The following is a 17,439-nucleotide window of genomic DNA, read 5'->3' as shown; positions in this document are numbered from 1 at the left end:
CCGTCACTTCAGGGACAGCCACCATCCCACCTCCTTCTGGTAAACGGCGAAGCCACGATCGGTGGTGGCGTAGCGAACCGACACCCCGCCCTCCTCCGGCACCGCCCAGGAACCGTTCGCGCCCAGAATCCCGGGCTGCTCCTCCGCCGGGACACGCTCGACGGTTTCATTGGCCAGCGGCTCGGGGCAGCGGAACAGCTCGACGAAATCGGCTGCCAACAGAGACTCGATGGTCCGACGCGCCCGCACCAGAGCATCGTGGGCCGTACGCGGCTCGCGGTCACCGCGCGCTTCCGCGACGGCCTGCCAGAGCCCCGTGTAGTCCTCGATCCCGAGCCACAGAAGGCTCCGCTCCAACGCGTCCACCTCTTCACGCACCCTCCGACCAACCGCGGTGTCTCCGCGAAAGATCGAGCGAGTCCAGATGATCGAGTGCCATCCGAACCTCCGTGACGAGTTCCTCGTCCGTAACGTCATCGGGATCGCGAAGAGTTGGATCGATCGCGTAACCATCAAGCGAATAGAACACGTCCGTAAGCACCCGATCGAACCTCTCACGAAGACGTTCCCCGGCGTCCAGCGCACGACGACGAGCGGCTAACCACGCCCGCGCGAAATCCGGCCCGGCGATCTTTCCACCGACGAGATCACGCATCAGCCCAAGCTGGGCAGCGGTGGCTGAACCAGGGTCAACCTCCGAGGGGGCAGCCCACGAGCGGCTCACCTTCCGCCGCTCCCCCCTGCATCGGGCGTGGCCACGGTAGTTGGAACGATGCCGGGATGGGACCACACCAGTAGGCGGCCATCGGATTCGCGAATCAGCATGTCGTCTCGCACGCTCAGTCCGCTGGCCACCTCCCGAACGTCACCATTCGCCAGGAAGAACATGAAGTGGAGTGGAAACGGTAGGCGAACACGGGGGAGGCCATCCGCGTCGAGGGACCCGTCCCTCAGCCCTCGTGAACCTAGCAAGCCCCGATTGACCGTGGCAACCATTGACCTGCGGCAATTCGGTTCACGTGGTGGCAATGGTGGGCGGGATGCGAACGTCCGGACCTACCGGAGGCCAGAAACACATCGGTGGGGCGGCATCATCAGATGCCACCCCACCGATCAGTGCCGCGTTCAGCCGCGCAGCGGCCGCCCCACCTCGTGCAGGTGACCGAGTGCCTGCCGGTACGACTCGACAAGCCCGGTCTCGGCGTACGGGATGCCCTGCTCGACGCAGTAGGCACGGACGATCGGCTGGGCCCGGCGCAGGTTGGCGCGGGGCATGTTCGGGAAGAGGTGGTGCTCGATCTGGTAGTTGAGACCGCCGAGCGCGGTGTCCACCAGTCGGCTGCCCCGCACGTTGCGGGAGGTCAGCACCTGCTTACGCAGGAAGTCCAGCTCGTCCTCGGCGGTCGGCATCGGCATGCCCTTGTGGTTCGGCGCGAACGCGCAGCCCATGTAGAGGCCCCACAGCGCCTGGTGTACGACGGCGAAGAGAAGCGCCTTGACCGGTGACATGACCGCCAACAGCAGTGCCACGTAGGCGGCGGTGTGCGCGACGAGCAGTGCCGCCTCGACCGCCCGGTGCCGCATCGGGACTGTGTACTTGCCGTCCTCCCGGCCGACGATCGCCCGGATGCTGGCCACGTGCAGGCTCAGGCCCTCCAGGAGCAGCATCGGGAAGAAGAAGTACGCCTGCCGTTGAGCCATCCAACGGCCGAACCCCCGAGTCTCCAACGCCTGCTCGGGCGTCCACACCAGGGCTCCCGCGCCGACGTCCGGGTCTTCGTCCTCGTGGTTCGGGTTGGCGTGGTGCCGGTTGTGCTTGTCGACCCACCAGCCGTAGCTGATCCCCACCGCCACGTTGCCGGCGAACAGCCCCACCAACTCGCTGGGGCCACGCCGACGGAACATCTGCCGGTGCCCGGCGTCGTGGCCGAGGAACGCGACCTGGGTGGTGGCCACCGCCATCACGGCCGCGAGCGGGAGCTGCCACCAGGAGTCGCCGAGCAGGAACACGGCCACCCAGCCGGCCACGAAGGCACCGAGGGTGAGCACGATGCGGGTGACATACCAGCCGGGGCGCCGCTCCAGCAGGCCCGCCTGGCTGATCCGTCGGGACAACTGTGCGTAGTCACTACCTCGCCGTCGTACCGGCGGTTCCGCCACCGCTCCGAGCGCCATCGCTGCTCCCGTTCCGCTTGCGCCCGTACCGGGGTGGTTCGGGCTTATTTGTCAAGTGTCCCGATTGCGATAGCGCTGAGTAAACCCGACAACCCCCGAATGGGGGGTAGGGCAGGCCCTACCCCTACTGGTTCGACTCAGCCGAGCCGACCCACCGCGGCGCGCAGTCGGGCCAGGTCACGTCGCCTCCGCTCGTAGGTGGCGGCGAGCCCGACCAGCGCCAGCCCACCGACCCCCAGATAGATCCACCGGGGCAGCAGATCCCACCCCCGGGCCAGCTCGTGCAGCGCCAACAGCGTCAGCACCCCGCCGCCCAGCAGCACCGGCGCCTGCCATCGGCGGGCCGCGCCGGCCAGCACCACGCCTGTCGCCGCCGCGCCGAGGAGCAGTCGCCGCCACGGCTGCGGCTCCGGCCCGGCCAGCACCGACACGAGGCTGGGCAGCATCGCCGCGACCAGGCCCGGGCCGAGGGCCGGCCAGCTGGTCAGCCCCGGCCGGGTACGCAGCGCCAGCAGACCCGCGCCGACGGCGAGCGCCGCGGCCGGCAGGGTGTACGCCTCCAGCACGGTCACCCCACCGGCGGCCAGCAGCACCCAGGCCCCGAGCAGTTCGCAGCCGGCGGCGATCCCGGCGAACACCCACCGCCGACCGGCCGGTTCACCCCGGCGCAGCAGTCGCAGCGCGACGGCGACACCCCAGAGCACGCAGACGGTGGCGAGGTGCCGCGCCACCTCGACGGCGAGCACCACCGCCACCAGCGCGACGGCCTGCGCGGCAGCGTCCAGCACTCGTCCCGGTCGGGCCCGCGCCGGGGTGAGGGCCGCGGCCGCCAGCACCAACGCGGCCACCACCAGCAGTGGGTACGCGGCGGCCCGCAACGGCAGCCCACCGGCGAGCGGGGCGGTCACCGCCAGCGCGGACGCCGCGCCCACGGCGGCGAGACAGCCGGCGACCCGTACCCCGAACCTGCGCGCCCCGACGGCGACCGCGACCGCCGTCACCAGCAGCGCCCCCTCGGCCGCGAGCGTCCCGGCCCGGGTGGCCAGCAGACCCAGCACACCGGAGGCCACCAGCACCACACCCACCGGCACGGCGATCGGTGCGAGGGCTGGGCGGGTCGCGGCCAGCGCGGTGAACAGGAGCGCGGCCAGGCCGGCGAGCAGGACGGCCGCCGGCAGCACCGGCCACGGCGCGCCGATCGCGATGAGCAGCACCGGCAGCGCCGCCGCGACGAACGGCAGCGCGGACGGCACCGGCCGGTCGGCCCGCCGACCGACCAGCGCCGCGGCCACCGCGAGCACGACCAGCGCGAACCCGACCGGGAGCACCGTCGGGTCGGCGACGACCGTGGGCACCCCCGACCACACCCGGTCCCGGCCGTCGTAGGGCGACACGAACGCCGTCAGCACCGTCGGCAGGGCCGCCAGGACGGCGACCACCGCCAGCGCCCCGCCCGCCGCCAGCAACAGCGCCGACCGGGCCGGCTCCCGCTCGTCGACCGTCGGCCGGTCCCCGGGGGCCGCCGAGCCGGAGGTGCTCGCCGACGGCAGCCAGCTGACGACGATCGCGACGCCCAGCGACGCCAGCGCGGCGTACAGCGCGAGCGGCTCGTCACCCGCCCCGACCAGCGGCGCGAGGCCGGGCACGCTCACCGCGACGGCGGCGCCGGTCACCGCGTACCCGGTCAGCTCCACCCGGTGGCGACGCGCCGCGAGCGCCGCGACCAGCGGCAGCCCGGCGGCGGCCAGCGCGAGCCGGGCCTGCCACCAGGGCGGCGCGCCCGCGGCGAGCAGCGCCACCGCCGCGATCCCGGGCAGCGCGAGCTGCCCCACCAGCAGACCCACACCGGCCACCTCCCGGTACGCGCCGGCCCCCCGTCGGACGGCCAGCGCGAACCCGACCACTGTGAGAACGCCGAGCGCCACCAGGGCACCCGTCGGGGCGGCCAGGGCGACCAGCAACCCGTGCCCGAGCAGGACGGCACCGCCGAGCGCACGGGTGCACAGGTCCACCGAGGGGATGGTCGGACGAGCCAGCACGGCGAGCAGCAGCACGACCCCGCCGACCAGATCGACGGCCAGCACCTGAGGCCAGGAGGCCGACCAGCCGGCGGGCACGGCGAACAGCACCGCCACCGCGCCGGCCGTGGCGAGCACCGCCCGCGCGCTGCGGGGCAGCAGCAGCACCGTCGCGCCGATCGCCATCGCCACGGCAGGTGCCAGCTGCCAACCCCAGCGCAGGTCCGGCCCCGTCCCCGCCCCGCCCCAGGGAGGCAGCGACCGGCCGACGGCTGCGACCGCCAGCCCGATGGTGATCAGCACGGTGACCTGCGCCGTGCTCGCCGCGACGAACAGCGCACCGGCCCGCGGGCCACCGCGCCAACCGCGGCCACCGTCCGCCGCCACCGGTAGTAGCCGCACCGCAGCGGCCAGCCCGATCGCCACCGTCGCCGCCGCGAGCAGCAGCAGGGACGGCCGCACCTCGGCCACCGGACGCAGCAGCGCGGCGGCGAGCACCGGCACCACAAACCCGGCCGCCACCGCCCGCAGCGCCCGCCCCCCGACGAGCCAGGCCGCACCGAGCCCGGTCAGCACGACAAGCAACAGCGGCAACCCGGCCAGCAGTGGCGAGCCCCCCGCCCGCCCAGCGACCAACGGCACCACCGCGCAGGCCGCGGCGCCGACCAACGCGGCGACGTGGCCGACGCCGGCCAGCACCCGGCCGACGAGCTGCGCCGCCCCTGCCCGGCCGCGCAGCGCGGCCAACACAGCCAGGTTCAGCAACGCCACCCCGAGCAGGACCAACGCCCACCCGGCCGCACCCGGCCCGGACTCGGCGGCGAGCAGCGGCAACGCCGGCTGGGCGGCCACCAGGGCGGCGAACCAGGGCCCCGTCAACCCACTCCACCGGCCGTACGCAACGGCGACCGCCGCGCTGGCCCCCCCGACCAGCGCGGCGTACCGGCTGCCCGGCCAGCCGGCCACCCCGGCCAGGTCCACCGACCAGGCCGCGTAACCGTCGAGCACCACCAGCAGCAACCCCACCGCGGCGAACGTCTCCGCCGTACCGCGCAGCCCTCGACGAACCGCCAGCAGCGGCACGCCCAGAGCGAGCGCGGTGAACGCCGCCAGGATCAACGCCCGCCCGCCAACCCCCACCGCCGCCCAGGCGACCGCGGTGAACACCACCGCCGCGGTGCCCAGCAGGAGTCCACCGAGGACGAAGAGCAGACCCTGGACCGTCCGGGTCGAGGTCTCCGCCGCACCCGGCGGCACATCCGCCGCCACCCCGGGGCCTGGGCCGATCGACGGCGCCGGCCCGAGCAGAGACGTCGGGCGCGCCCCGACCGAGGTCGCCAACCCCGCACGGACGACCGCCGCCAGTTCGGCCCGCCGTCGCGACACGGCCGTCAGGCGTCCGGCCAGCTCGGTGTACGCGCGGCGAGCCCGCTCCACCTCCGGCTCAAGCTCGGCGACCTCGCGGCTCAGCCGAACCACCTCGGCGGCGATCGGGTCGGGCGCACGCCGGCAGCCGGAGCAACCGGTGCTCAGATCGGCCGGCGCACCGCAGGCGGGGCAGGGGTAACGGGTGTCGTCCACCCGGTCATCATCGACAGCCGACCGGGGTACGACCCAGAGTGCGCGTACTCAGGATCGCGTGTGCTCGTACACCCAGGTGGCGTAGTCGGGGTTTCCGCTCTCCACCCTGGACACCAGGATCTCCGGCACTTCGTAGGGGTGGCTGACCCGGATCTGGTCCAGCAACGCGGTGAGCCGATCCGGTGCGGTCTTGAACTGCACCGACCACTCGGTGCTGGTCTCCATCCCGGACCGCCACCAGTAGGTGCTGTCCACCTGGCCACCCACCTGGGCGCAGGCGGCGAGCCTGCCGGCGACGGCCGCAGCCGCCAACACGTCGGCGACCGAACGCGCGTCCACCACCGTTGTCACCACGCAGATCTCGTCCACGCCCGCACCCTACGCGGACATACGCCGCTGAGCCCGCCTTTCGCTCGCGACTGCGGGGCTCCGCTTCGCTGCACTCCTCGCGCTCACCGGGCCCGCCTTTCGCTCGCGACTGCGGGGCTCCGCTTCGCTGCACTCCTCGCGCTCACCGGTTCGCGGCGATCCAGGCATCGATCCGCGCCCACCAGTCGAAGAGCCAGTCGATGCGCTGCTGCCGTCCGGTCGGTACGTCCTCCGGCGGCACCGACCAGAACCGCATCACGATCCGCTTGTCCATCGGCAGTTCCCGCCACACGTCGGCGACGGTGAGCATCCGGTCCAGTCCGGTGTGGGCGACGAAGATGACCCCGGCGTCCGGTGCGGCGTCCAGCGCGGCGAGCATCCCACCGGGCTGCGGGGCGAGCACGTGGCGCATCCGCTCGGCGCGCAGGGCCATCCGTTCCAACCCGAGGGAGCGCAACCGGGCGATGGCGCGCAGCCGTCGCTTCGGGGTGAAGTTGCCGCCCTCGGGAAAGATCACGAACGCGTCGTTGTCGTCCAGGCCGGTGGCCAGGTGCCCGACCTGGCGTACCGTCTCCTCGCCGCGTTCCGGGGTCGGCGCGATGAACCGGTTGGGCAGTCGGTTGAGCAGCACGTCGATCGCCGGGTCCCACTGGAGGCTGTCCTTGAGGACGATCCGTGGCTCCCGGTGGAACCAGTTGACCAGACCGTGGATCAGGATGATCGAGTCGCCCGGCCCGGCGTGCCGGCAGAGCACCAGCTCGGGCCGGCCGGGCAGCGCGGTGTCCGGGTCGGTGCCCACCACGTCGATGCGCAACCGCAGTGTCCAATGTGCCTGCCAGAACAGCGCCCGCAGGAACCAGCCGGCCAGCACGTAGTGCGCGCGCTGGAAGGCCGGCGACCGGGTCCGCCAGCCGAAGCCGGAGACGACCCAGAGCACGAAGAGCGAGAGCAGCGCGGCGGCGTCCCAGACCAGGTAGAAGCAGCCGATCCAGAGCAGTCGCAGCGGGCGCAACCGGCCCGGGACCAGCGGGGACGCGGCAGCGGCGAGCAGCGCCCAGACCGGCAACGTGGTGACCACGAGGAAGGCGAGCAGCACGACGACGGGGGCGAGCAGCAGCCGACGCAACCACCGGGGAGGCAGCGGCATCACCGCTCCAGGTGGGTGGCGAGGTAACGCCGGGAGGCGGTGTACGCGCGGCTGATCCGCCGTCCCACCGCCGCCATGTCCCGGTACGCCCACGGCGTGTCGTCGCGTGGGTTGAGCCCGCCGGTCGGCAGGACGTGCACCTCCACCCCCTCGGGCAGCGCCGCCATCTCCCGGAAGAAGCGGTGCCGCCGGGAGATCTCGAACGCGACCTGTGCGATCTCCCACGGCCGGCGGGGCGGGGTCAGCTCCCGTTCGATCCGACCCACCTGGAGGACGTAGATCCGGCGGGCGCCGACGGCCACCGCCTCGCCGATCGGGATGGAGTTGACGATCCCGCCGTCCACGTAGTGCGCACCGTCGATCTGCATCGGCGGAAGCAGACCCGGCACCGAGGCCGACGCCATCACCGCCGGCACCACCGGACCGCTGTCGAACCAGTGCTCGGCGGCCCGCTCGATGTGGGCGGCACAGCAACGGAACGGCACCCGTAGGTCGGCGAAGGTGGTGTCCACCCCCAACTCGGTCTCCAGCAGGCGGCGCAGCGGCCGGGGTGAGTGCAGGTGGGTGCGGGCGGCGAAACGGCGCAACTGCCGGGCGACCGAGTCGCCGTACACCTCGCTCGCCTCCGGTGAGGCCCAGAGCCGGACCAGCCGGTCGGTCACCGCCTCCGACGGGTCGGCGGCGACCAGCGCGCCGTTCACCGCGCCGATCGAGGTGCCGAGCACCATGTCGGGTTGGATGCCGGCGCGGAACAGCGCTCGCAACATGCCCACCTCGACCGCGCCGAGCACTCCCCCGCCGCCGAGCACGAACGCCACAGGTCCCGCCGCCATGTCTCTCATCCTGGCACGGGCCGGCCGCCGACAACTTGGCCGCCGTCGACCGGCGGTCGGGCGCACGGCAGGCACCGTCCGCCGACGGCCGGTGGCATCGGCGTTGACAGGCAGGGCACATTCGCGCAACCTGATACCGCTCCCACCCCTGAGGCAGGTGCGATCCGTGAAGGCAGCGCTGCATCCGGGCCGATTGCTGGCTCGCAGATACCGACTTCTGGACCAGATCGGCGCCGGCGGCATGTCGGTCATCTGGCGTGCCCGGGACGAGGTACTGGACCGGGTCGTCGCGCTCAAGGTGCTCGCCCCGTCACTGGCCGCCGACGCGCGGTTTCGGGGCATGGTGCGTGAGGAGGCACGGGCCGCCGCCCAGCTGGTGCACCCGCATCTGACCTCCGTGCACGACTACGGCGAGACGGTCGACCCGGACGGCTCGATCACCTCGTTCGTGGTGATGGAGCTGCTCAACGGCGAGGAGCTGAAGCTTCGGCTCACCGAGGGGCCGCTGCCGTGGGCCGAGGCGGTCCAGGTGGGCGCTCAGGTCGCGGACGCGCTGGCCGCCGCGCACCGGCTCGGCATCGTGCACCGGGACATCACCCCGGCCAACGTGATGATGACCGGGACGGGCGTCAAGGTGCTCGACTTCGGCATCGCCACCCGGATCGGCGCGCCCGACGAGGACGAGGACGGCGAGACCTTCGGCACCCCGGCGTACGTGGCCCCGGAACGTCTCGACGGTGCGCCGGCCCAGCCGTCCACCGACGTCTACTCGCTCGGCGTGCTGCTGCACGAGGCGCTCACCGGTCGGGTCCCGTATCCGGCGGACACCTGGGAACAGCTCAGCGCCGCGCTGGCAAGTGGTCCGCCGCCGACGCTGGCCGAGCTACCGGACCTGCCCGCACCGGTGGCCCAGATCTGCCTGCGCAGCCTCGCCCGGAACCCGGCCGATCGACCGACCGCCCGGCAGGTCGCCACCGCGCTGCGCGACCACTCGCTGCCGACCGAGCCGCCGACCGCGACCATCCGGGTGCCCACCCAGCCCCTGCCGCCGCAGTCGCCCGCCGTGGCGACGGCCAGCGTCCCGGCGGCGGCGCGACTGGACGACGACACCTCGGACGGCGGGGCCTCCCCCGGCGCGGGCGAACCGACCACCGGGTCGCCCTGGTCCCGGCGGAGGCTTGTGTTGTTGCTGGTGCTGGCCATCGGGTTGACGTTGGCCGGGGTGGCCCTGCTGCCCGAACAGCAGCCGGCCCGCCGGGCGCAGCCCTCCGCCGGCCCGACGACGACCCCGTCGACCGACCCGCCGGGCACCGAGGCGCCCGCGCCCACCACGCCGAGCGCGCCCACCACGCCACCGTCGAGGAAGCCGACCACCAGCGCGCCCACCTCGAACCCGGGCACCCTGACCGAGGCCGCGACCCGGGTCGACGGGTTGATCAGCGCCGGGCTGAGCGCCGGCGAGATCCGCGACGACGTGGCCCTCGACCTGCGCAACGAGCTGCGCAACCTGACCGTGGCGGTCAGCTCCGGCCGCGAAGACCTGGCGCCACCGGTGGCCCGGCTGCGCAACAAGGTCACCGTCCGCCTCGGCGAGGGCGGCATCAGCCCGGCGTACGCGTCCCGACTCGACGCCGCCATCGCCGAGCTGGGCGCGACAGGCGCCTGACCCGGCGACACCTGTGGGTCAGCGCACCGGCACCCGGGCCGGTGCACGGACGTCGCGCCGGCCGAGGGCGAAGCGCCGATAGACCTCCGCGTAGCCGCTCGCCATCCGCTCGACCGAGAAGTTCCGGCCGACGTGCGCCACGCAGTCCTCCGGGTCGAGTCGCTCCGCCGCGAGCAACGCGGCGGGCAGCTCCTCCGACCGGTCGACGACGAGCCCGGTCAGCCCCGGCCGAACCAGCTCCGGCACCGCGCCCCGGTTGAGCGCGACCACAGGTGTGCCGGTCGCCATCGCCTCCAGCATCACCATGCCGAACGGCTCGTCCCACTGGATCGGCATGATCAGGCAACGGGCGTCGACCAACATCCGCAGCGTCGTCGCCCGGTCCGCGTTGAGCACGACTGTCACATCCTCGTCGACCATCGGCGCGACGACCTGCTCGTAGTAGCGACGTTCGGCCGGCTCGTTGCACTTGCCGGCCAGCAGCAGGGGCAACCCGGCCGCCCGGCACGCCCGGATGGCGGTGTCCGGGCCCTTGTCCGGGCTGAACCGGGCCAACCACAGCACCGGCCCCGCACCGGGCGTGTGCTTTCGCGGGAAACCGCGGATGTCCAGCGCGTTGTGCACCGTGCCGGCCCAGGGCAGACCCTGGTTCAACAGGCGTTGGGCGTGCGAGATCGCCACCAGGGCGACGCCCGAGTCGATGTCGCTCAGCACGTCGCCGTACTCCCCCACGGGGTTCCCGTGCACTGTCGCGACCGTCGGCACGGCCCGGCGGCCGGCGACCAGCGGACCGATCGTGGTGTGGTCGTGGATCACGTCGAAGTCGGCGGCGCTGATCAACCGATTCACCCGGGCCAGGTGAGCCAGCTCGGGCAGTGACTCGCCGAGCCGCTCGTACTGGACCTCGGCGACGGTGGAGACGAAGCCGTCGGCCGCTGTGCCGTGGTCACCGCCGGCGCCGAACAGGGTCACCGTGTGCCCCTGCCCGCAGAGCGCGTCCACCAGGGCGGCCACGACCTGCTCAAGGCCGCCGTATCCGGGCGGCGGCACGGACAACCACGGCGGAACCACCATCGCGATGCGCAGCGACCGCTCCTCGGGGCGGCCCGCAGGCGGGTGGTTCACGGCCACGAGTCCTCCCCGTTGATCCCCGGTGCGGCGGCACCGGCGGTCGAGCCGGTCGGCGGCGGTTTCCCGGTGGCGTCCCGGGTAAACCGGACACGGCGGACGATCACCCGCCCACCAAGAGCTGGTCGTGGACCGCCCGCACCCCGGGCGCGGACCACGCCACCCGCTCGACCTGGTCGCGTTCCCACCAGGAACGGACCACCCCGGCGAGGACAAGCGTGTCGCCGTCCACCTCGACGGTCACCCGCTCGCCGCCGAGCGTGCGCAGCAACGCCCGCTGGACGTCCCGACGCAGCCGCTCGGCGTCCGGTGGCGCCGCGGGTCGTACCTCGATCAGGTTGGTGATTCCCCGGACGCCGTCGAGTCGACGCACCTCGCCCTCCGCGGCACGCCGCTGCCACCCGAACTCGACAGCACCACGCAGCATCAGCCAGCCGTTGGCCACTGTCACGTCCAACCGTTCGGCGGGCACGAAGCTGTCCCACTCCAACGCCCTGGTGGCGGCGATGGCGACCTCGGCGTCGGTACGCCCCGGAGTGCCGGGCAGCCGCACCTCCATCTCGTCTGCCACCGCCCGTACGCCGCGAACCCGCTGTGCGCATCGCGTCGCGGCCCAACCGCGAGCGGCACCATCCACGAACCCGGTCAGGGTGACCACGCCCTGGTCGACTGTCACACCGATCTCGTTCGGTTGCAGCCGGGCGTCCCAGGCCAGCTCGGCCAGGACGTCGCGTTGGATCCGCTGGTCGTCGCGGACACCCACCACCTCGATCACGGCACCCCACCCCCGGTTCCGGTCGCTGACACTCGCCCTCCGAACCTGCCGGGAAGACGGGTGACGGCGGTTCACCCGATCCGGGTGAACCGCCGTCGGGCGGAAAGAAGCGGCGGGTGACGGAGCCGACCCCCTCGGCCCCGCCACCCGCCGCCGGAGGGAGGAAGCAGGTTCAGATATGCGATCAGGACGTCTCGGCGAGCGTCACGGTCGCGGACTTCTCGACACCGTTGCGCTTGAACTGCACCTCGACCCGGTCGCCGACCTTGCCGGCCTGCACGGCGCCGACCAGGTCGTCCGAGTCGTTGACCGGCTTGTCGCCGAACCGGGTGACGACGTCGCCGCGCTGGAGGCCGGCCTTCTCCGCCGGGCTGCCCTGGGTGATCGACGCGACGAGCGCGCCGCCGCCCTCGGCCTGGTTGACACCGACCCCGAGCGACGGGTGGCTGACCTTCTCGCCACGCTGGAGCTTGCCCGCGACGTCCTTGGCCTTGTTGCTGGGGATGGCGAACCCGACTCCGATGTTGCCGGTGCTCTGCCCGGAGGTCGCGATGGCGGTGTTGACGCCGATCACCTCACCCCGGGTGTTGACCAGCGCGCCACCGGAGTTACCGGGGTTGATCGGCGCGTCCGTCTGGAGCAGGCCGGAGATCGAGCTGACCGGCTGGCTCTGCTGGGTCGGGTCCTGCTGCTGACCCTCGCCGGCCCGGATGGTGCGGTCCCGGGCGCTGAGGATGCCCGAGGTCACCGAACCCTGCAGGCCGAGCGGGCTGCCCAGGGCGAGCACCTGGTCGCCGACCTGCATGGCGTCGCTGTCGCCGAACTTGGCCGGCTTGAGGTCGCTGACCCCGTTGGCCTTCACCACGGCCAGGTCGGTCTTCGGGTCGGTGCCGATGATCTTCGCGTCGGCGGTCTTACCGTCGGCGAAGACCACCCGCACGGCGTTGCCCGCGGCGGTCGCGACCACGTGGTTGTTGGTCAGCACGTACCCGTCGGCGCTGAGCACCACCCCGGAGCCCTCACCACTGTCGGTGGTGATCGAGACGACGCTGTCCTGCACCGCCGCGGCGATCTTCGGCAGGTCTGCGCCATTGATCACGGGAGCTGCGGAGTAGGTGCGGGTGATACCGCCGCCGTCGCCATCGAGGGCGAGCGCGAGTGCCCCACCGGCCACGCCGGAACCGAGCATCAGGGCGAACACCGCGACGCCGGCACCTGCGAACTTGGCGATCCGGCCCGGCCGGGGACCACTGCCGGGCGGCGCGACCTGCGGGCCCCACGGCGGAACCGGCTGGCCCGGGTGCTGCCCGGGGTGCTGGGGGTGCTGTCCAGGGTGCTGGGCGTGCTGCCCGGGGTGCTGCTGGTGCTGGGCGTACGCCATGCCCGGCTGGCCCCCGCCGGCCCAGCCGGACTGCTGCCCCGCATACCAGGGGGCGCCGGGGTAGTGGCCGGCGGCCGGCTGTGGGTAGCCGGGCTGGCCGGGCGCCGGGTGTCCGGAGACCGGGTACGGCGGGGCGGAGGGAGTGGCGGCCGGGCGCTCGTAGCCGGTCGACGGCTCGTACCCGGTGGGCTGAGCCGGCGGGCCGGCGGGCGTCGAGGAGCCGGCGTACCCGTCCGGGGCTGCGGCCGGGGTGACGGCGGTGGTCTCCGGGTCACCAGCGGTCGAGACGACCGTCGGGTCACCGCTGGTCGAGACGGCCTGTACGGGAGTGGTCGGGGAGTCGGACTGCACGCGCTCGTCGCGCGGCAGCTCGGCGGTGGGGTGCGACGGCTCGGCGTCGGTGGGGGCCGGCCGGCGCTGCGGGTCGGACTCGAACTCGGTCATGGCACTACCTTCTCCCCCCGCACTGCAATCAACCTGGGACCGTCCTGGAAGTTGGCTGAAAGTCACTCGCCCGCTCCGTCGACCTGCGGCAGCAGCGGCAGCCGAACCCGGAAGGTGGCTCCACCGCCGGGCGTCTCGGCCACCTCGACCGAGCCGTGGTGGGCAGCGACAAGCGCCGCCACGATGGCCAGGCCGAGGCCGGTGCCGGTGTTGCCGTCGGCCCGCCGGGTGCGGGCAGCGTCGGCCCGGTAGAACCGTTCGAAGACCCGTTCCGCCTGCTCGGCCGAGAGGCCGGGGCCGGTGTCGGCCACCTCCACGACGGCGAAGCCACCCGGTTCGGCGCGCAGCCGTACCCGGATCTCGGCCTCCGGCGGGGTGTGGGTGAGCGCGTTGGTGACCAGGTTGCCGATCACCTGTCGCAGCCGCGCGTCGTCGGCGGAGACGACGAGCGGGCCCGACTCGGGCGCGATCTCCAGCTCGATCTGCCGGTCCGGTGCCATCGCCCGGGCGGCCTGCACCGCGTCGGAGGCGAGCACCGGCAGCTCCACCGGGGTCAGCGAGAGCGGCCGTTCCATGTCCAACCGGGCGAGCAGCAGCAGGTCCTCCACCAGCAGCCCCATCCGGGCGGCCTCGTCCTCGATCCGGCGCAGCAGGCCGGCAATCTGCTCCGGCTCCCGGGCCGCGCCCTGCCGGTACAGCTCGGCGAAGCCGCGAATGGTGGTGAGCGGAGTCCGCAGCTCGTGGGAGGCGTCCGCGACGAACTGCCGCATCCGTTCCTCGGAGCGGATGGCCCGCGCCTCGGACGCCTGAGCGGAGGCGGCGGCGTCCCGGGCGGCGCTCTCCGCCCAGCGCGCCGAGGTTTCCGACGCGGCTCGGGCGGTGAACGCCGCCTCGATCTGGGTGAGCATCGCGTTCAGCGCACGGGAGAGCCGGCCCAGCTCAGAGGTGGGCACCGCCTGGCCCTCCTCCGGGTCGGGCACGCGGCGGGTCAGGTCGCCGCCGGCGATGGCGGCGGCGGTTCGCTCGATCTCCACCAGCGGTTTGAGGCTCGTCCGGACAATCGCCGCGCCCACCGAGGCCAGCATGATCAGCACCGCACCACCGACCAGCAGGTCGATCCAGACCAGCCGCTTGACGGCCAGGTCGACGTCGGTGAGGTGCTGACCGATGGCCGCAAGCTCGCCGGTGGGTAGCTCGGTGTAGAGCATCCGCCAGCGCACCTTGCTGTCTCGCGCCCGGACAGTGAAGGGTTCGCCCTCGAGCTTCTCGAAGCCCGCAGCGTCCGTCGGCCAGGGCGGCAGGTCGGCCGTGGCGAAACGCTTGTCGTCGTAGACGGTGACCCGGACGCCAGTCGGGCCGGCGACCACCACCAGGTAGTCGGTCGGAACGCCCACACGCCCCTGCTGCGCGGCGGCGATCTCGACGGTGCGCGCCGAGCCACTCAGCTCGTTGTCGACCTGTGTGACCAGGTAGCTGCGGAGGAAGAACGTGGTCAGCGAGCTGATCACCACCAGTGCCGCAGCGACCAGCAGCAGCACTGCGGTCACGAGCTTGACCCGCAGTGGAACGCTGCGCACCCGTCCCTTCGCCTGCTGGATCGGGTTCACGCCGCCGGCTTGCGCAGGACGTACCCGACGCCACGAAGCGTGTGGATCAGCCGGGGTTGGGTCGTGTCGACCTTGCGCCGCAGGTACGAGATGTAGGACTCGACGATGTTGTCGTCGCCACGGAAGTCGTAGTTCCAGACGTGGTCGAGGATCTGCGCCTTGGACAGCACCCGGTTGGCGTTGAGCATCAGGTACCGCAGCAGCTTGAACTCGGTCGGCGAGAGCTGCACGCGCTGGCCGGCCCGGTGCACCTCGTGGGTCTCCTCGTCCAACTCCAGGTCGGCGAAGGTGAGCCGGGACGGGGCCTGCTCGCCGGTCGTGGTGCGGCGCAGCACGGCGCGGATCCGGGCGGTCAACTCCTCCAGGCTGAACGGCTTCGTGACGTAGTCGTCGCCGCCCAGAGTCAGCCCACGGATCTTGTCGTCGGTGGCGTCCCGGGCGGTCAGGAACACCACGGGGGTGCGCGTGCCGCCCTCGCGGAGCATCCGGATGACCTCGAAGCCGTCCAGGTCGGGGAGCATCACGTCGAGCACCACCAGGTCGGGGCGGTGGTCCTTGGCGGCGTGCAGCGCCGCGCTCCCACTTGTCGCGGTGGCCACGTCGAAACCCGCGAACCGCAGGCTCGCGGAGAGCAGTTCGAGGATGTTGGGGTCGTCCTCGACGACAAGCAGTCGCGCCTCGGTCTGGGTAGCGGGCATGCGCCCATCATCGGTGACATCGCTGCGCCAGCGCTGGACGCTTCCTGCAAAAACCCTGTGAGTCGCCGCCGATCAGCGCAGCAGGCGACGTAGCCCGTCGAGGGCGCCGTCGAGGAGCCGGATCGCGGTGCGCAGCTGGGTGTCGCTGAACTGTCGGGCGCGCATCAGCCGGCTCACCTCGGCGGTGAACGCGGCCAGCCGCCCGTCGAGTTCGTCGAGGAGCTCGGCCTGCGGGCCGGTGGTCGGCTCCGGTCGGGGCGGCGGGGCGGGCGACTCCCACCGGACCCGTCGGGTCTGCCGGGTGGCCTCGCTCAGCTCCCGCTTGAGGTCGCGCACCGATCCGCGTACCTCGCTGCGGATCTCGCCGGCCAGGCTGGAGAGGTCCGCCACGGAGGCGGCGATGTCCGTTTCCAGCGCTGTCAACTCGCCGGCCCGCTGGCGCAGCTCCGCGCGGCCGGCGTCGGTGATCTCGTACGTCTTGCGGCCGCCGGCCGCGGTGTGGCTGACCAGACCCTCGACCTCCAGCCGTTGCAGGCGGGGGTAGATGGTGCCGGCGCTGGGCGCGTACAACCCGAGGAACCGGTCCTCCAGCAGGCGGATCAGCTCGTAGCCGTGCTTCGGACCGTCGTCGAGGAGCTTGAGCAGGTAGAGCCGGAGCCGCCCGTGGCTGAACACGGCAGTCACGGCAGCTCCTCCCCGTCGTCGTCGACCGCTCGGGCGAGCAGGGCGATGCTCCCCGAGGTCGCGGAAGCCCAGAGTTTACCTTCGCCGGCGCCGAGCACCCCCTCGCTGCTGGGCAGTGGGAACGTCGAGGTGCGTAGCTGCGGAAAGCCGCTGGTGATGCGGCCGGACGCGGTGTTCAGCTGGACGGCGAGGTCGCTGTCCGCGCGGACCCGGACGGTGATGCTGCCCGAGATGGTGGACAACCGGATCTCGCTGCGCCGCGGATTGTCCAAATCACAGGTGATGGCGCCCGAGACGGTCTGCGCCCGCACCCGGTCGGCGGCGCTGTCGGCGAGGATCACCTCCCCGGAGACCGTCTCCACTGTGAGGTCGCCACGGACGCCGAGCGCCTCCACCGGCCCCGAGGTGAGCTTCGCGGAGGTGCTGCCGCGCAACCCCATCAGGGTGATCTGGCCGGCGACGACGTGCACGGTGGTCTGTTGGCGCAGGCCGGAGACGACCAGCGAGCCGGCGACCAGACCCAGGTCGGCGAGGACGTCGGCGGGCACGGCGATGGAGACGTCCACCCGGGGATAGCGGTGGATCATCCGGAACCAGCGCAGGACGTCCGACCAGCCCCGACCGCGCTCCTGACGGATGCTGAGCCGGCCGTCGGCGTGGTCGATCAGGACCGGCCGACGGCCGACCTGGGTCACGTCGATCCGGGTCGGTCCGTCGGTGGCGACCACGTTGAGTCGCCCACTGATCAATCGAACGTCCAGCTGGGCGACCGGATCGTCCAGGGTGAGCCGTTGCGGGCTCTCGACCGTCCATCCGGCCATGGCGTCCCCCTCTCGTCGACGCGCGGGACGCACGCCGAACAGGAGGAGAATGTAACGCGATACATCGCGACAGCACAAGACAGGTCGCGAGTGGGCGCCCGGCTCGGCGTTC

At 72.8% G+C, this 17,439-nt stretch carries 15 protein-coding genes; 1 reads left to right on the top strand and 14 read right to left on the bottom strand.

The genetic code is table 11. From position 1 onward, the window contains the following. Positions 1–3 precede the first annotated feature (3 nt). From ACLQ3B_RS20565 to ACLQ3B_RS20535, 7 genes are all read right to left on the bottom strand, one after another. Positions 4–366, bottom strand: a complete 363-nt coding sequence (locus ACLQ3B_RS20565; RefSeq protein WP_425782324.1) for a hypothetical protein — start codon at positions 364–366, stop codon at positions 4–6. Positions 367–370: 4 nt separating this feature from the next. After that, on the bottom strand, positions 371–655 hold the full coding sequence (locus ACLQ3B_RS20560; protein WP_425782323.1) for a hypothetical protein: 285 nt from the start codon (positions 653–655) through the stop codon (positions 371–373). Positions 656–1,125: 470 nt separating this feature from the next. Then, the gene (locus tag ACLQ3B_RS20555) at positions 1,126–2,175 is read right to left on the bottom strand and encodes a fatty acid desaturase family protein (protein WP_425782322.1); all 1,050 of its coding nucleotides are present in this window, start codon (positions 2,173–2,175) and stop codon (positions 1,126–1,128) included. A 137-nt stretch (positions 2,176–2,312) separates the two neighbouring features. Further along, positions 2,313–5,774 carry an SCO7613 C-terminal domain-containing membrane protein gene (locus ACLQ3B_RS20550; protein WP_425782321.1) on the bottom strand — a complete coding sequence of 1,154 codons (3,462 nt, stop codon included), beginning with the start codon at positions 5,772–5,774 and terminating at the stop codon, positions 2,313–2,315. Positions 5,775–5,822: 48 nt separating this feature from the next. Continuing rightward, positions 5,823–6,143 (bottom strand): divalent-cation tolerance protein CutA, encoded by a 321-nt coding sequence (gene cutA / locus ACLQ3B_RS20545; protein ID WP_091406014.1) that lies wholly within the window; start codon positions 6,141–6,143, stop codon positions 5,823–5,825. Between the two features lie 142 nt (positions 6,144–6,285). Beyond that, on the bottom strand, positions 6,286–7,290 hold the full coding sequence (locus ACLQ3B_RS20540) for a 1-acyl-sn-glycerol-3-phosphate acyltransferase (protein ID WP_425782320.1): 1,005 nt from the start codon (positions 7,288–7,290) through the stop codon (positions 6,286–6,288). After that, positions 7,290–8,123 carry a patatin-like phospholipase family protein gene (locus ACLQ3B_RS20535; RefSeq protein ID WP_425782319.1) on the bottom strand — a complete coding sequence of 278 codons (834 nt, stop codon included), beginning with the start codon at positions 8,121–8,123 and terminating at the stop codon, positions 7,290–7,292. The genes ACLQ3B_RS20540 and ACLQ3B_RS20535 overlap by 1 nt, the downstream gene beginning before the upstream one ends. 166 nt (positions 8,124–8,289) lie before the next feature. Here ACLQ3B_RS20535 and ACLQ3B_RS20530 point away from each other — a divergent pair, with 166 nt between their 5' ends. After that, on the top strand, positions 8,290–9,789 hold the full coding sequence (locus ACLQ3B_RS20530; protein ID WP_425782318.1) for a serine/threonine-protein kinase: 1,500 nt from the start codon (positions 8,290–8,292) through the stop codon (positions 9,787–9,789). Between the two features lie 18 nt (positions 9,790–9,807). Here ACLQ3B_RS20530 and ACLQ3B_RS20525 read toward each other — a convergent pair whose 3' ends face one another. From ACLQ3B_RS20525 to ACLQ3B_RS20495, 7 genes are all read right to left on the bottom strand, one after another. Further along, positions 9,808–10,863: a glycosyltransferase family 4 protein gene (locus tag ACLQ3B_RS20525; RefSeq protein WP_425782543.1), complete on the bottom strand. Its 1,056-nt coding sequence runs from the start codon at positions 10,861–10,863 to the stop codon at positions 9,808–9,810. Positions 10,864–11,020: 157 nt separating this feature from the next. Continuing rightward, on the bottom strand, positions 11,021–11,692 hold the full coding sequence (locus tag ACLQ3B_RS20520; protein ID WP_425782317.1) for a BON domain-containing protein: 672 nt from the start codon (positions 11,690–11,692) through the stop codon (positions 11,021–11,023). Positions 11,693–11,876: 184 nt separating this feature from the next. After that, positions 11,877–13,517 carry a trypsin-like peptidase domain-containing protein gene (locus ACLQ3B_RS20515; RefSeq protein WP_425782316.1) on the bottom strand — a complete coding sequence of 547 codons (1,641 nt, stop codon included), beginning with the start codon at positions 13,515–13,517 and terminating at the stop codon, positions 11,877–11,879. Positions 13,518–13,579: 62 nt separating this feature from the next. Continuing rightward, positions 13,580–15,124, bottom strand: coding sequence for a sensor histidine kinase (locus tag ACLQ3B_RS20510; RefSeq protein ID WP_425782315.1), 1,545 nt, complete (start codon positions 15,122–15,124; stop codon positions 13,580–13,582). Next, positions 15,121–15,822, bottom strand: coding sequence for a response regulator transcription factor (locus tag ACLQ3B_RS20505; protein ID WP_110561683.1), 702 nt, complete (start codon positions 15,820–15,822; stop codon positions 15,121–15,123). Before ACLQ3B_RS20505 ends, ACLQ3B_RS20510 begins: the two co-directional genes overlap by 4 nt. Before the next feature lie 72 nt (positions 15,823–15,894). Further along, positions 15,895–16,506 carry a PadR family transcriptional regulator gene (locus ACLQ3B_RS20500; RefSeq protein ID WP_425782314.1) on the bottom strand — a complete coding sequence of 204 codons (612 nt, stop codon included), beginning with the start codon at positions 16,504–16,506 and terminating at the stop codon, positions 15,895–15,897. Continuing rightward, positions 16,503–17,327 carry a DUF4097 family beta strand repeat-containing protein gene (locus ACLQ3B_RS20495; protein ID WP_425782313.1) on the bottom strand — a complete coding sequence of 275 codons (825 nt, stop codon included), beginning with the start codon at positions 17,325–17,327 and terminating at the stop codon, positions 16,503–16,505. The genes ACLQ3B_RS20500 and ACLQ3B_RS20495 overlap by 4 nt, the downstream gene beginning before the upstream one ends. Positions 17,328–17,439: the final 112 nt, after the last annotated feature.

The organism is Micromonospora sp. DT53, assembly GCF_049841535.1.
Taxonomy (GTDB): domain Bacteria; phylum Actinomycetota; class Actinomycetes; order Mycobacteriales; family Micromonosporaceae; genus Micromonospora.
The sequence above is the reverse complement of the archived record's forward strand: the minus strand, read 5'-3'. Positions and strand labels throughout refer to the sequence as shown.

What these genes read in the sequence shown, in the direction of transcription:
- ACLQ3B_RS20515 (WP_425782316.1), bottom strand. Translation starts at nt 13,517, where the DNA reads ATGACCGAGTTCGAGTCCGACCCGCAGCGCCGGCCGGCCCCCACCGAC.
- ACLQ3B_RS20505 (WP_110561683.1), bottom strand. Translation starts at nt 15,822, where the DNA reads ATGCCCGCTACCCAGACCGAGGCGCGACTGCTTGTCGTCGAGGACGAC.
- ACLQ3B_RS20495 (WP_425782313.1), bottom strand. Translation starts at nt 17,327, where the DNA reads ATGGCCGGATGGACGGTCGAGAGCCCGCAACGGCTCACCCTGGACGAT.
- ACLQ3B_RS20560 (WP_425782323.1), bottom strand. Translation starts at nt 655, where the DNA reads ATGCGTGATCTCGTCGGTGGAAAGATCGCCGGGCCGGATTTCGCGCGG.
- ACLQ3B_RS20555 (WP_425782322.1), bottom strand. Translation starts at nt 2,175, where the DNA reads ATGGCGCTCGGAGCGGTGGCGGAACCGCCGGTACGACGGCGAGGTAGT.
- ACLQ3B_RS20535 (WP_425782319.1), bottom strand. Translation starts at nt 8,123, where the DNA reads ATGGCGGCGGGACCTGTGGCGTTCGTGCTCGGCGGCGGGGGAGTGCTC.
- ACLQ3B_RS20525 (WP_425782543.1), bottom strand. Translation starts at nt 10,863, where the DNA reads ATGGTGGTTCCGCCGTGGTTGTCCGTGCCGCCGCCCGGATACGGCGGC.
- ACLQ3B_RS20540 (WP_425782320.1), bottom strand. Translation starts at nt 7,290, where the DNA reads ATGCCGCTGCCTCCCCGGTGGTTGCGTCGGCTGCTGCTCGCCCCCGTC.